At 55.4% G+C, this 14,738-nt stretch carries 8 protein-coding genes; 4 read left to right on the top strand and 4 right to left on the bottom strand.

Annotated elements, in window-relative coordinates; translation table 11 throughout:
* A complete protein-coding gene (gene thpR / locus AYI96_RS10555; protein WP_144226812.1) occupies positions 1–549 on the bottom strand; it encodes an RNA 2',3'-cyclic phosphodiesterase in 549 nt (182 codons plus the stop codon).
* Between the two features lie 142 nt (positions 550–691).
* On the opposite strand from thpR, the gene AYI96_RS10550 reads away from it, so the two are divergent.
* From AYI96_RS10550 to mrcB, 3 genes are all read left to right on the top strand, one after another.
* Positions 692–2,863 (top strand): putative bifunctional diguanylate cyclase/phosphodiesterase, encoded by a 2,172-nt coding sequence (locus tag AYI96_RS10550; protein WP_144361581.1) that lies wholly within the window; start codon positions 692–694, stop codon positions 2,861–2,863.
* A 64-nt stretch (positions 2,864–2,927) separates the two neighbouring features.
* Positions 2,928–5,483, top strand: coding sequence for an ATP-dependent helicase HrpB (gene hrpB / locus AYI96_RS10545; RefSeq protein WP_144361580.1), 2,556 nt, complete (start codon positions 2,928–2,930; stop codon positions 5,481–5,483).
* A gap of 14 nt (positions 5,484–5,497) precedes the next feature.
* A complete protein-coding gene (gene mrcB, locus AYI96_RS10540) occupies positions 5,498–7,825 on the top strand; it encodes a penicillin-binding protein 1B (RefSeq protein ID WP_144361579.1) in 2,328 nt (775 codons plus the stop codon).
* Between the two features lie 431 nt (positions 7,826–8,256).
* Here the strand turns inward: mrcB and AYI96_RS10535 are convergent, their stop codons facing one another.
* From AYI96_RS10535 to pntA, 3 genes are all read right to left on the bottom strand, one after another.
* Positions 8,257–8,964 carry a hypothetical protein gene (locus AYI96_RS10535; protein WP_144361578.1) on the bottom strand — a complete coding sequence of 236 codons (708 nt, stop codon included), beginning with the start codon at positions 8,962–8,964 and terminating at the stop codon, positions 8,257–8,259.
* Positions 8,965–9,449: 485 nt separating this feature from the next.
* Complete coding sequence (gene pntB / locus AYI96_RS10530; RefSeq protein ID WP_144361577.1) at positions 9,450–10,934, bottom strand: Re/Si-specific NAD(P)(+) transhydrogenase subunit beta; 1,485 nt, start codon at positions 10,932–10,934, stop codon at positions 9,450–9,452.
* 11 nt (positions 10,935–10,945) lie between these two features.
* The gene (gene pntA, locus AYI96_RS10525; RefSeq protein WP_039033109.1) at positions 10,946–12,472 is read right to left on the bottom strand and encodes a Re/Si-specific NAD(P)(+) transhydrogenase subunit alpha; all 1,527 of its coding nucleotides are present in this window, start codon (positions 12,470–12,472) and stop codon (positions 10,946–10,948) included.
* A 434-nt stretch (positions 12,473–12,906) separates the two neighbouring features.
* On the opposite strand from pntA, the gene AYI96_RS10520 reads away from it, so the two are divergent.
* On the top strand, positions 12,907–14,721 hold the full coding sequence (locus AYI96_RS10520) for an assimilatory sulfite reductase (NADPH) flavoprotein subunit (protein WP_144361576.1): 1,815 nt from the start codon (positions 12,907–12,909) through the stop codon (positions 14,719–14,721).
* Positions 14,722–14,738 lie beyond the last annotated feature (17 nt).

Raw genomic sequence — 14,738 nt, 5'->3', positions numbered from 1 at the left:
TCAGTCGCTTAACGGCCAACTGGCCAATATCCGGTACTCGACGCCGGTTGGAGTACTCAAAGACTCGTAGAGTTGCAGCTCGCTTGGCGTTAAATCGATAATCGGAATATGTTCGAGTTTCGGTAGGTTGCCGGCCCTTCGCATCAAGGTGATATGGGGGCGGTAATCATATTCGCTGCTATGCAGCCCAAGGTTTGTCGCCAGTTGTTGCGCCGCCCCGGCAAGCGCCATCAGTGCCGGATCCTCGGCTGTGCCGGCCAGGCAGAGTATTTTCGGCCCGGGCCAGAAACAGAGATGCTCGAGCCGCACCCGAAAGCGTTTCAAGGGCAAGCCGGGAATGGCAGCGAGTAAATCCCCATGCTGTTCTGCCGTCACCTGGCCGAGAAACGCCAGGGTAAGGTGCAGATTGGCCTCAGTCATTTTCTTGAGACCGGGGGCTGACGGTTCATCAGCTTGTTCACAAGCTTGCTGCAACGTCAGCAAGCTCGCTCTTTCTGCCGTGGTTGGCGCGAATCCCAGAAATAGCCTTTTAGGCGTAATTGAGCTCATTTTTCGTTCCCGGTTAAGACCTTGGCCTATACTGTGACTTGTACCATTGTACACAGGAGTCGATTCACTCGGTGAGAATGAAAAGCAATGGTATCGGATGGATTCTTCGGATCAAAAACAGTCGTAAGGAAATGACCCCATTATGCCCGCGAGTCTTGCCAATCAATTACAACATGCTCTGGTGGATGTCTTCAGCGATTCTCCACTGATCACCCTGGAGCAGAATGTTGATCGCGCCCTGGAGATCATCACCCGACAATTGGATTGTGACGGGGTGTTTGTGCTGGCGGCCGGTAAGACACCGGGGCGACTCAAGACCCGCAATCTCTACCTCAAACCCCAATTCAAGACTCAGCAAGCTTCCCGGGAATGGGGGCTGGGGAACATGCCTTTTTTTCGCAATCTGTTACGCCACCCCAAACTCCTGACCTTGGACAGTATTGAAGAGCTTCCCAAGGAAGCTCAGGAAGAGAAACGCTTCTTACGCCAGTGGCAGGTACGCAGCCTGTTGGTGCTGCCGCCACTGCATCTGGGAGATACCCATATCGCCGTTGGCGCCCTGCAATGCGGCGGCGAAAAGCGCTGGCAGGAAGATTTTATCAATGAACTCAGCCATGCGGCCGCTATGATAGGCTCGGCAATGGAGCTGACCCGCATCGCCTTGGCGCTGCTGGCCAGTGAGCGCAAGTATCAGGAGTTGTTTCAGCAGTTACCCCTGGCTTGTGGTCAGTTGGATAGCAGCAACCAACTGACCATGATGAACCGGATAGCCAAGCAGACGCTGGTGGCCGGTGACAGCAAGGATCTGCTGGCGTTGGTGCGTGAGGATGACAAGGGGATTTTGCTCGATACCCTGGCCGTGGTACGCGATGGGGTATTGAATCAGGCTTGGTGTGAGGTTGGTTTTCTGCATGGACAGGAGCTCTGCTGGCAAAAACTCAGTTTCAGCCGCAGTAAGGCTGATAAGCGTACTTTGGTGCTGATGGCCGAGGATGTCAGTGAACGCCACAGATTGGCCAGCGAGCTGTCATTTCACGCCAATTATGATGCGCTGACCGGCCTGCCCAACCGGGTGCATTTTGAAGCCCTGCTGGCCAAAGTGCTCGGCGAGGAACAGGCGCCGCCTGTGTGTATTGCCTTTGTGGATCTGGATCAGTTTCGGGTGATCAACAATGTCAGCGGTCATATCGCGGGTGACAGGCTCTTGTGTCAGGTGGCGCAGCGGCTCAAGCAACTGGTGCGCAAGGGGGATGTGGTGGCCAGGCTCGGCGGCGATGAGTTCGGGATCCTGATGCATTTTTGCAACCCAGAGTCGGCCAAACATATTGCCGAGCGTATCTGTCAGCAGCTGTTCAATCACGAATTCAACTGGGAAAACCGCAAACACGGGGTCTCGGCCAGCATAGGCATAGCCCAGTTGGATCCGGCAGCCCAGGACATCTATACCGTCATGGGCCAGGCCGACGCCGCCTGCCGACTGGCCAAGGAGCAGGGGCGCAACGGCTGGTTACTCTACGACAGCAGCGATCCCCGCCTCAAGCGGCTCTACAGCGAAATGACCGCCTCGGTCGATGTCCTGGGAGCCTTGGCCAACGACAAATTTGAGCTTTACTTCCAGGAGATCCGCCCGCTGGAAGCTACAGATAGCGGCATGCATCTGGAGATCTTGCTGCGTATGTATCAGGAGAAGGGGGAGATGCTGTCTCCGGCGATATTTCTGCCGGCGGCCGAGCGTTATAACTTGGCGTCCAGAGTGGATCGCTGGGTGATAGATCATCTGCTGCTCTGGGGCAATAGGCATCTTGAGTTGTGGCAATCCCTGTCTTTGGTGTCGCTGAACCTTTCGGCATCCTCGCTCGAGGATGACGAGTTTATGGACTGGCTTGAGATGCGCCTGCTGGCCGAACCCGAATTGGTCGATAAGCTGTGTATCGAAATCACTGAAACTTCGGTTCTCAGCCAGCTAGAGCAGGCCCACAGGTTGATTGAGCTGCTTAAACCCCTGGGTTGTAAGCTGGCGATGGATGACTTTGGCGCCGGCTTTTCCTCTTTTGCCTACCTTAAACAGTTGGCGGTGGATTATGTGAAGATTGACGGCCAGTTTGTGCTCAATCTCTGTGAAGACAAAGCGGATCAGGCGATTATTGCCGCCATGTGTCAGTTGGGGAAGCAGATGGCGTTTCAAACTATTGCCGAGTTTGTGGAAACCGAGGCCATAGTGGCGAAACTGCGGGAGCTAGGAGTGGATTATGCTCAAGGTTACGCCATAGGTAAACCCAGGCCCTTATTGGCGCTGAGCGAGCCAATTCGTTAGGTTAGCCACAGCGGCGGAAACTGGTTACACTGAGCGCCTGTTTTTGTAAGCCATGCCCTGAATCTTGAACGACTTACCCATTCAATCCCTGTTGCCTCAACTGCGCCAAACCTTGGCCAGTTGCCGGCAAGTTATCCTCGAAGCACCTACCGGAGCCGGTAAATCCACCGCGCTGCCCTTGGCACTGCTCGACTGGCCGGAAATCGACGGCAAGATCCTTATGCTGGAGCCAAGACGGGTGGCGGCCCGGGCCATCGCCGGCTTTTTAGCGCGCCAAAGAGGGCAGGCGCTGGGGCAAGAGGTGGGATTCAGGGTTCGTGGTGAGAGTCAGGTCAGCGGCAACACCCGACTCGAGATCATCACCGAGGGGGTGCTGACCCGCATGATCCAGCAGGACCCTGAGCTCAAGGGCGTTGCCATGATCATTTTCGATGAGATCCATGAGCGCCATCTGAGCACAGATCTTGGTCTGGCGTTGGCACTGGAAGTGCAGGCCTCATTGCGGGACGATTTACACTTGCTGGCCATGTCGGCAACGCTCGAAGGTTTGCCGTTACACACCTTGATGCCGGATGCCAAGCTACTTGCCAGTGAGGGTCGCAGCTACCCTGTGACTATCGCCTACAGCGCTGTTTCGGCGCAGAGGCGCAGCGGTTCGGGTTCCGGCTCTGGCATGGCGCCTTGGCTTGAACATATGGGGCGGCAGTTGCTGGCGCTGCTGGACCCTCAGCAGGCCAGTGCTTTGGGGGTTAGCGAAGCGCAGCAACAGGGCTCGATACTCGCCTTCCTGCCGGGACAGGGGGAAATTCAGCGCCTCAAGCACTATCTGCAATCCCGAGTGGCGGCCAATGTGCGCATTTGTCCTCTCTACGGCTCACTGAGTGCCAAAGAGCAGGATGCGGCGATTGCCCCGGCCAATGCCGGTGAGCGTAAGCTGGTATTGTCCACCAACCTGGCGGAATCCAGTCTGACCATAGAGGGGATTACTCTGGTGGTGGACAGTGGTTACAAGCGCCAGGCCAGTTTCAACCCCCGCAGCGGCGTGACCCGTTTGGGACTCAAGCGTATCAGCCAGGCATCGGCCACTCAAAGAGCCGGGCGGGCTGGGCGCACCAGTGCGGGTTTCTGCTTAAGGCTTTGGGGCCAGGAGGAGCACGGCCGCTTGCCGCAGGCGGATGAGCCGGAAATCTTGCATGCCGACTTGCTCTCCATGGCCTTGGATGCCGCTTGCTGGGGCGTGCGTAGCCTCAGTGACTTGCCTTTACTGACGCCACCGGCCAGAGCCAATGAGGCGGTGGCCTGGCAGCTGTTGCAGTCGCTGCAATTGGTAGACAGGCAACGTAAGCTTAGCGCCCATGGCCGCGCGGCCTATGCACTGGGGGCGCAGCCACGGCTGGCGCATATGCTGCTCCGGGCGCAGAGTTTGGGGCAGGGGCGCGGCGAACCTGAGCTCGCCGGTCTGGCTTGTCTGCTGGCTGCCTTATTGGAGGCCAGAAGCCTTGCGGGCAACGGCGCCGATATCATGGATAAACTTTCTCAGGCCACTCAAGGCCTTGAGGCCAGACAAGTCGGCAACTGGCTCAGACGCTTAGGGCTTAATGGCAAGGCGGCAGACTTTCTGAAATTGGCGAATCGTGCCGATTGCGCCCTGTTGTTGGCGCTGGCATTTCCTGACAGGATAGCCAAGGCAAGAGGCGTCGAGGGCTATCAGTTGGCCAATGGCAGCGGCGTGGTGCTCGATGCCGGTGACAGCCTCAGCGGCTGCGAGTTTCTGGTGGTGGCTGATTACCAGGAGACCGAGGGCCGCAGCGCCGGCCGCATCTATCTGGCGGCCGAATTACCGGCGGGGTTGCTGGAAAATGAGCTGGCTTTTCTCTGCACTTGGCAACAGCAGGCGGGCTGGGATGAGTCCAAGGGACGTTTCTTTGCCGAGCGCCAACTGCGTCTTGGGGAGATAGTGCTCAAGCGGGAAGCCGAGAAAGAGGTGGATCCCAAGCTGAGGGCTCAGGCGATTATGACGTTGCTGCGCAGTAAAGGCTTGGCGCTGCTCAATATGGATGAGGATGTCAGGCAGCTCCAGTTCAGGCTGGCACTGGCAAGATCCAAAGATCCGAGCCTATTCCCGGACAGCAGCGATCCGGCGCTGCTGGATTCTCTCGAGGAGTGGTTGGAGCCGTTTTTGAGCGATATCAAGCAGCTAAAGGGGTTAATGGCATTGGATATCAAGCAGTTGCTGCTCAATCGCCTCGAGTGGCAGGCGCAGCAGATGCTGAATGAATGGCTGCCGAGCCATTGGAAAATGGCCACGGGCACCCGGGCGCCGATCCGCTATGATGCCGGCGGGCGGGCGCTGCTGAGCGTGCGTCTGCAGGAAGCGCTGGGCATGGCCGAAAGCCCGCGGCTACTGCAAGGGGAGCTGACCGTAACCATGGAACTCTTGTCTCCGGCGCAGCGCCCTTTGGCACTGACGGCCGATCTGGCCAGCTTTTGGCAAGGGCCCTATGTCGAAGTGAAAAAAGAGATGCGTGGGCGCTACCCTAAACACCTGTGGCCCGACGACCCGGCTAATACTTTGCCGACCAAATTCACCAAGAAAAAGACCTTGAATATCCAGCAGTAAATTTTGGGATAAGCATGACCACCAAGAAAAGTACCACGAAAAAAAGTACCAGAAAAACCAGCAGCAAGAGCAAGCCGGCGCGGCAAAGCTCCGGGGTGTGGCGCAGGTTATGGTCGATAACCTGGAAGCTGGCCCTTATTCTGGTAGCGGCGTTGACCATCTATTGTATCTACCTGGATCAGATCATCGCCCGTAAGTTTGAAGGGCAGAAGTGGCACCTGCCGGCGCAGGTGTTCAGTCGCTCAATGGCACTCTATCCCGGGGCGGCGGTGAGCCACGCCCAGCTGATGGCCGAACTTAAGCTGCTGGGCTATCGCAAGGTGGCCAATCCGCGCCAGGTGGGGGAGTTTTCTGCCTCCAGTACCCGAATCGAGCTGTGGCGTCGCCCCTTCCTGCATCCTGAGGGTAGCCAGGCAGAGCAGCGGGTGATGATAAGTTTCGACTCCAACGGCGTCACTTCGGTGGCGCGCATGAGCGACAAACGTCAACTGGCGGTGTTTCATCTCGAACCTGTGCTGCTGGACAGGATCATCGCCGGTGATGGTGAGGACAGGCTATTTGTACCAACCGAACAGATCCCCGAACACATAGTCGAAGCGCTTATTTTGGTGGAAGACCGCAGCTTCTATGAGCACCACGGGGTGAATCCCTTTGCCATCGTCCGTGCCCTGCTGGTCAATATCAGCGCCGGTCGCACGGTACAGGGCGGCTCGACCCTGACCCAGCAGCTGGCGAAGAACTTCTTCCTCTCCAGCGAGCGCTCCTTAATCCGTAAGTCCAGGGAGGCCTTGATGGCGCTGATTATCGATTTTCGTTACAGCAAGGATGAAATTCTCGAGGCCTATCTCAATGAGGTCTACATGGGGCAGGACAAATCCAGAGCCGTGCATGGCATGGGGCTGGCATCGCAATTCTATTTTGGCCGCCCGGTCGGAGAGCTGACCCTGGCACAGCAAGCCTTCCTGGTCGCCGCTATCAAGGGGCCATCCTACTACAACCCTTGGCGCTATCCTGACAGGGCTCAGGAGCGGCGCGATCTGGTGCTCAGGTTGTTGATGGAAGGCAGCAAAATTTCTGTCGACCAATACAAGGCGGCAGCGGAGTCGCCGCTGGGATTAAGGCGCTCGGATAAGCCGGTGCACCAGAAACTGCCGGCCTTCTTTGCCGTGGTTAAACAGGAACTCAAGGACCGCTATGGTGCGGCGCTGCTGAAGCAGTCCGGCGTCAAGGTCTATACCACTTTGGATCCCATGGCGCAGGAAGCTGCCGAAAACGCCGTTGAGCGAACCCTGAAGGAGCTTGGCAAGAAAGATAAAGAGGTGCAGGTGGGCATGGTGGTGACCGACAAGTACAGCGCCGGGATTGCCGCCATGGTGGGCGATAAGGTGCCGGGCTACGAGGGTTTCAACCGGGCGGTGGAAATTCGCCGTCCCATAGGTTCACTGGTTAAGCCGTTTGTTTATGCCACGGCGCTGGCACAGGGCAGTAAGTTCAATCTCGCCAGCCCCCTCAAAGATGAGGCCATTACCCTCAAGAATGAGCAGGGCAAGACCTGGTCGCCCCAGAATGTGGATCGCAAGTTCCGCGGCCAGGTGCCGCTGTTGACGGCGTTCAAGAAATCGATGAACGTGCCGACCGTGAATCTGGGCATGATGGTTGGCGTCGATGCCGTAGCCGCGACGCTAAAAGAGGCCGGTTGGAATGAAGCTGTATCGGCTTATCCTTCCATGTTGCTCGGCGCCGTGAACGGTTCCCCCTTGATGGTGGCGCAGGTATATCAGACCCTGGCGGACGGAGGTCGTTATCGTAAGCTCAATGCGGTGACTGCCGTGCTGGACAGCGACAACCAGCCCCTGCCTGTGGCCAGTATGCCACGCCATGAGGCGATAACGCCTGCGGCCAACTATCTGGTGCAGTACGCCATGACCAAGGTGGTGGAGTCCGGCACGGCTTCGCGTCTTGGGGCGGCCTTCCCCGGAGTGATGCTGGCGGGCAAGACGGGCACCAGCAACGACCGCCGCGATTCCTGGTTTGCCGGATTTGACGAGCGTAACGTTGCCGCCGTTTGGGTTGGCCGTGATGACAACGGCAAGACCCAGTTCTATGGCAGCAGTGGTGCCATGACTGTTTATCAACGTTTCCTCGCCGAGCGGCCGCCGCTGGGGCTGAGATTGCCGCCGGTCAACGGTGTGGTGCAGGGCTATTTCGACCGGGATACAGGTGCGGCGAAACAAGCTGATTGCCGTAATGTGGTGGCGGTTCCTGCGCTGGCCGATAGTTATCATCCGGCGCCCAACTGTGGTGAACCTCTGCCTTGGTGGAAACGGATCCTCGGTGGTTAACGGCTAAAACTAAGCAGGGCGGCTATACCAGCGGCCCTGCTTATTGAGCAGGCCAAGCTGGGGCACTGAGTGTGCGTGAGCTTTAATCGGGGTTTTTCCACACCAACTTTTGGAGGGGGAAATGGACCAACAAGCGGTTGTTCTATTCCAGAGTGGCTGTGAATCGTACCGTTTTGTTCACAGTAATGGCATAGTGATACCACATTGCCAGATTACGTTTAATGCGATTCTCAAAGCAGTGCTTGTCCTTGTGAATTTCCCCCTCAGGGAAGGTCACCAAGTGCAAGGTAAAGTTATTGCAGCGGAGGGAGAGCCGAAGGCTCGCACTAGAGTAACTAAGACAACTTCTGACTGGTTCCTCCAGGTGAAATTCTAAGTACAAAAAAGCCCCTGTAATTAATTCTACTGGGGCTTTTTTGCAATCCTTTTAGTTAAGGATTTAGAACAGGATACCCTTGGCAACTATCTTGTATACACGGAGTTTCATTTGAGATACTCCATGACCCAGAATAATTATTATACATAAAAGTTTGTTCAGACTCTCTTGAGGTAAAACGAACAACGAAAGGAGTGTATTGGGAAATACCTGATTGCATTGCCATCTCGGTGATTCCTACGTACATCATGAGTGAGTCATAGCCTCCCCAACTTTGTAGTAGACGTCCCTCGACTTCTATCCGCTCAATTTCATCATCTTCACCTGATGTGGTTTGAAACACCTTATCCAGAGCAATGTTATGCAACTTTGCATTCAGCCTAGAGTAGGTTGCATATTGAGTGATAAGTCTATCCATTGAAGACTCTGGAATACCAAGACTTTGAGCCATGTTTAGCCTACGTGCTTTTATCAAAGCAAAGAGTTCACTCTTTTGCTCAACAGAAAGTGTAGAATAAGTAGTTCCAGCCCCCAAAGAGTTGATGTAAGTAGTCGTTTTTAAAAGAGGTTCTCCTAGGGTTTTCTTCCCGGACATCAGCTGATTTAATTCAGCTGAAAAGTGCAAGTAAGCCTCTGGACTTTGAAAACCAAAGTACTGAGCGTGAGCTTCTACTTTTTTTTGCACATCGCTTTCTGGTTTCGCAATCGCGTTTTGAGAGCAACACCCCAATAACAGAATTGCAAGTAAGATCCGTATACTCATTTCACATCTCCTTTGCATTTTTTAATCTGAGTATATCTAACAGACCTAATTTGCAGGGTCAATGATTTGATTGTCCATAAATTGAACAGTGAACGGGCGGAGATTCGGTGGGCTAAAGACCACTAAAGCCGGTCTTAGTGGCAGGTATGCACTTCTTATCTCATGGCGCAAGAAGCCGCCGAAAACGCCGTTGAGCGAACCCAGACGGAGCTTGGCAAGAAAGATAAAGAGGTGCAGGTGGGCATGGTAGTTGTTTCGGCATAGTGATGCCGCATTGCCAGATTGCTTTTAATACCATTCTCCAAAGCTGAGTTTATCTTTGTGAATCTCCCCTCTGTGCCACGAGGACTTATTCGCACCTTCCCTAAAGACAGCTTGGGGGCAGGAGATAGCGGCCTGAGGGCTCAAACCTGTAAAGAGCAGGCAAAAGAAGAGGGAGCCATCAGGCTCCCTCTATTACTCATGCTGTTACTGCGATAGGCTACTTAGAGTGATTTCAAAATCGCTTCTACGCTGGCCTTGGCATCGCCGAACAACATTTGGGTGTTGTCTTTGAAGAACAGTGGGTTCTGCACCCCGGCATAACCTGTGTTCATCGAGCGTTTGAAGCCGATGACGTTGCGGGCCTTCCACACTTCCAGTACCGGCATGCCGGCGATTGGGCTGGAAGGATCTTCAGTGGCCGCCGGGTTAACCGTATCGTTGGCACCTATCACCAGTACTGTATCTGTGTCTTCGAAATCATCATTGATCTCGTCCATCTCCAGCACTATGTCATAAGGCACTTTGGCCTCGGCCAACAGCACGTTCATATGGCCCGGCAGACGCCCGGCAACCGGGTGGATACCGAAGCGCACTTTCACTCCCAGATTACGCAGTTTCTGGGTGATCTCGGCCACGGGATACTGTGCCTGGGCCACCGCCATGCCGTATCCGGGGGTGATGATCACTGAGCTGGAGTTTTTCAGCAGCTCGGCTACCTCTTCGGCCGTGGTTTCACGGTATTCGCCCATCTCTTCATCACCGCTGGAAACGGCGCCATCGGTACCGAAACCGCCGGCAATTACAGAGATAAAGGAACGGTTCATCGCCTTACACATGATGTAAGACAGGATGGCACCGGAAGAACCTACCAGGGCACCTGTGACGATCAGCAGGTCGTTGGACAACATAAAGCCCGCCGCTGCGGCCGCCCAGCCAGAGTAGGAGTTGAGCATGGATACCACAACCGGCATGTCGGCGCCGCCTATGCTGGCTACCAGGTGCCAGCCAAAGGCAAAGGCTATCAGTGTCATGATCAGCAGAGGCCAGATGCTGCCACCTACGTTGACGAAGTAAATCATCAGCAGCAGGGATACCACTACCGCCAGCAGGTTGAGCTTGTGGCGATGAGGCAACATCATCGGCTTGGAGGAGATAATGCCTCTGAGTTTGCCGAATGCCACCACAGAGCCGGTGAAGGTCACGGCACCGATGAAGATCCCCAAGAAGACTTCCACCAGGTGGATGTTGAGCATGGCGCCAGTCATGGGCTCATGCGCTGCCGAGGCGGCGGCTTGCTCTATGGCTGCCCTGGCGGCTTCCAGAGTGGCATTGAGGTCATTACCGACAGTGACTATCACTTCGTTCATCGCCTGTGGGTGCAGGCCGAGGAAAGAGTTGAAACCTACCAATACGGCGGCCATACCCACAAAGCTGTGGAGAATGGCGACCAGCTCAGGCATCTCTGTCATCTCAACCTTGAGCGCCAGACGAATACCTATGGCACCGCCTATCACCATGGCGAGAATGATCCAGTGAACCCCATTGGTTTCGGGATTCAGTATGGTAGCGATCAAAGCGATCGACATCCCTATAACCCCAAACAGGTTTCCATTTTTTGCAGACTCCTGCTTCGATAAGCCGGCGAGGCTTAAGATGAAGAACAGGGCCGCTATGATATAGGCTGCTGTTACCAGTCCTTGAGACACGATATACCCCCTTAATCCTTACGGAACATCTTCAGCATGCGCTGGGTGACGGTAAAGCCACCAAAGATGTTGATACTGGCAATCAGCACGGCGATAAATGCCAGTGCGGTCATCAGGGCCGAGCCCTGGCCAACCTGCAGCAGTGCACCTACCACAATAATGCCGGAAATAGCGTTGGTGACTGACATCAATGGCGTATGCAGCGCATGAGTCACGTTCCAAACCACGTAGTAACCCACCACACAGGCGAGCACGAATACAGTAAAGTGCGACAGGAACTCAGCCGGAGCCACCGAGGCCACGGCGCCGAACGCGGCCACACCCAGAGCGCCCAAAATATACTTGAGCTTGGATGGCGCTTTCTCTTCAGCCTTTTTCGGCTCGACTTTGGCAGCCGGTTTTTTGGGCGCTGCGGTCACTGAGATCTGTGGCGGCGGGAAGGTGACTTCACCTGCCTTGACGACCGTCATGTTGCGCATCACCACGTCTTCGAAGTCTATGCTGGCGTTGCCGTCTTTCTCCTTGCACATCAGCTTCATCAGGTTCACCAGGTTGGTGCCGTAAAGCTGGGATGACTGTGCCGGCAAACGTCCTGGCAGATCTGTGTAACCTATGACTTTAACGCCATTGTCGGTCACAAAGAGTTCGCCGCTTTGGGTGTATTCGCAGTTGCCACCGGTAGCGGCCGCCAGGTCCACTATCACTGAGCCCGGCTTCATGGAGTCGACCATCTCTTTGGTGATGAGCTTGGGCGCAGGTTTGCCTGGAATCAGTGCTGTGGTGATGATGATATCCACTTCCTTGGCTTGCTCGGCGAACAGCGCCATTTCAGCCTTGATGAATTCATCAGACATCACTTTGGCATAGCCATCGCTGGAAGAGCCGTCTTCCCCGCCGAAGTCCAATTTGAGGAATTCACCGCCCATGGATTCGATCTGTTCGGCCACTTCCAGACGGGTATCGAAGGCGCGCACTATGGCGCCCAATGAACCGGCGGCACCAATGGCGGCAAGACCGGCAACCCCGGCACCTATCACCAGCACCTTGGCCGGTGGGACTTTACCCGCGGCAGTAATTTGGCCGGTAAAGAAACGGCCAAACTCATGGGCAGCTTCCACCACGGCGCGATAACCGCCGATATTGGCCATGGATGAGAGGGCGTCGAGGGACTGGGCACGGGAGATCCGCGGCACCATGTCCATCGCCATCACATTGATGTTGCGCTGTGACAACTTTTCCACCAATTCAGGATTTTGGGCCGGCCAGATAAAACTTACCAGGGTGGCTCCATCTTTGATTTGGCTGATTTCATCTTCTGTTGGCGCGTTGACCTTAAAGATCAAGTCGGCCTGCCATACATTCGGTACCACACTGGCACCGGCGGCTTCGAAGGCGGCATCACTGAAGCTGGACAGCGCACCCGCGCCTGCTTCCACTGCCACTTCAAAGCCGAGTTTTTTAAGTTGCTCTACCGTTGCCGGGGTCGCAGCGACCCGGGTTTCACCGGCGAGACTCTCTCTCGGTATTCCAATCTGCATGACTATTCCCTGATGGTTGATAAACAAAATTCACCCCGCCAAAACTCCGCTGGCAGAGTGAAAGAATGCAAGTCTGTTGACCTGGACTCGGGGGACTGGTCTTTCCCTTTCCATTGGGGACTTCCTGAAATGTTTTCAGGAACCAAGCCCGCTCATGAATGAAATCCTGGGTGTGGGGTACAGATATTCCTTTCATGGCACCTAGCGTGCTTTTGGCATTGTCGCAAGTCTTTCAATGGAAACAAGCTCATATTCTTCATGTGGTGTGTTTCTCCACTGGTCAGAGCAAATTCTTTGCGCCAGGCCACACTTTTGTAGCTTAATTTTTATACCATGCATATTCCTTATTGATATAAAAAATTAAATATTATTCTTTTTTGCTTTTCGATAGTGGGGCTAAGCTGCTGACATTACTCTGTCACCGGGCCGTCTCAATGTTACTGAAACAACTCTCTTCACTGGCTTCGCCACTCTCAGCACCACAAGTGGATAAGCTTAAACAACTCACCGCCGAGCTCAGCCCGCTGCAGCTGGCATGGGTCAGTGGTTATCTGGCCGCCAGCGCTCAGGGGCAGGAGGGCGCTTCCCCCCAAAACCAGAGCGGGCAAACTCTGACCATACTCTATGGCAGTCAGACGGGCAATGGCCGGGGTATCGCCAAGGCGTTGGCCACCAAGGCCCAGAGTCTGGGCTATGGCGTTAACCTGGCATCTATGGGCGAATACAATGTCCGGAACCTCAAGCAGGAAACCCTGCTGGTGGCCGTGGTGAGTACCCATGGTGAAGGTGAAGCTCCCGATGATGCCATTGAGCTGCACAAGTTTCTCGGCTCCAAACGCGCCCCCAAGCTGGATAAGCTTCAGTATGCGGTTCTCTCGCTGGGGGATTCCTCCTATGAGTTTTTCTGCCAGACAGGTAAAGACTTCGATGCCCGCCTGAGTGCCCTCGGGGCCAAGCCTTTACTGCCCAGAGTGGACTGTGATGTGGACTATCAGTTACAGAGTGACAGCTGGCAAACCGAGCTGCTTGAGCAGGTTAAGCCTCTGCTGCAGGCGACCGATGGCGCAGCGACCAATGTGGTGTCCATCAATGCCGTTAATGCAGGTATCAATGGCAATATCGGCCAGGAATATGACAAGCAAAACCCCTACAGCGCCGAAGTGATAGTCAGCCAGAAACTAACGGGCCGGGATTCACTCAAGGATATCCGTCATCTGGAAATCGATTTGGGCGAGTCGTCCATCAGCTATCAGGCGGGTGATGCGCTGGGAGTCTATTTCCATAACGATGAGGCTCTGGTGGCCGAAATTCTCGAGGCGCTGTCGCTGGCGCCGGATACCCGGGTTAAGCTTGGCAGCGAGTCTTTGGCGTTGCGTGATGCCCTGATTGAGCGCAAAGAGCTGACCCAACTCTACCCCGGTCTGGTGCAGTTTTGGGCCGAAACCGTACAGAGCGACGAGCTGCTCACTATCAGACAAGACAAGGAGCAGACCCGGCAGTTTATTCTCAGCCACCAACTGGTAGACCTGGTGAAACGCTACCCTCTCAATGGTGCCAAGCTGGATTCAGCCCAGGCTCTGTTGGACACGCTGCGCCCCATTACCCCAAGGCTTTACTCCATCGCTTCGAGTCAGAGTGAAGTGGAGTCTGAAGTGCATCTCACAGTGGCGCTGGTGGAAGAGGAACGTGACGGTCAACGCCGTTTCGGCGCCGCTTCTCACTTCCTGGCCCGGGCCGAGGAGGGCGCTCAGGTGCGGGTGTATGTGGAACCCAACAAGCACTTCCGCCTGCCCGAAGACCCACAGACGCCTGTGATCATGATAGGGCCGGGAACCGGTGTCGCGCCATTTCGGGCCTTCATGCAGCAAAGAGTGGCCGAGGGCGTGGCCGGCGACAGCTGGCTGTTCTTCGGTAATCCCCATTTCGAGCAGGATTTTCTCTATCAGACCGAGTGGCAACAGTACCTCAAGAGCGGCGCCCTGAGCCGGATCTCGCTGGCCTTCTCCCGGGATCAAGCGGAGAAAGTCTATGTTCAGCACAAGATTAAACAACAGGCCAAAGAGCTGTGGCAGTGGCTTGAGCGCGGGGCTCATATCTACCTGTGCGGCGATGCCGAGCGAATGGCCAAAGATGTACACCAGGCACTGCTTGAAGTGGCCATGGAGCAAGGCGGTTTGACGAGCGAGGCCGCCGAAGCGTTTCTTGATCAACTGCGCAGCGCCAAGCGTTACCAGAAAGATGTCTACTGAGCTGAAGAACCTAGGAA

This window comes from Shewanella sp. MSW (assembly GCF_007636515.1).
GTDB lineage: Bacteria > Pseudomonadota > Gammaproteobacteria > Enterobacterales > Shewanellaceae > Shewanella > Shewanella indica.
Note: the sequence above shows the minus strand (reverse complement) of the source record. Positions and strands in the feature narration are given on the sequence as shown.

What these genes read in the sequence shown, in the direction of transcription:
- pntA (WP_039033109.1), bottom strand. Translation starts at nt 12,472, where the DNA reads ATGCAGATTGGAATACCGAGAGAGAGTCTCGCCGGTGAAACCCGGGTC.
- AYI96_RS10550 (WP_144361581.1), top strand. Translation starts at nt 692, where the DNA reads ATGCCCGCGAGTCTTGCCAATCAATTACAACATGCTCTGGTGGATGTC.
- mrcB (WP_144361579.1), top strand. Translation starts at nt 5,498, where the DNA reads ATGACCACCAAGAAAAGTACCACGAAAAAAAGTACCAGAAAAACCAGC.
- AYI96_RS10535 (WP_144361578.1), bottom strand. Translation starts at nt 8,964, where the DNA reads ATGAGTATACGGATCTTACTTGCAATTCTGTTATTGGGGTGTTGCTCT.
- thpR (WP_144226812.1), bottom strand. Translation starts at nt 549, where the DNA reads ATGAGCTCAATTACGCCTAAAAGGCTATTTCTGGGATTCGCGCCAACC.
- AYI96_RS10520 (WP_144361576.1), top strand. Translation starts at nt 12,907, where the DNA reads ATGTTACTGAAACAACTCTCTTCACTGGCTTCGCCACTCTCAGCACCA.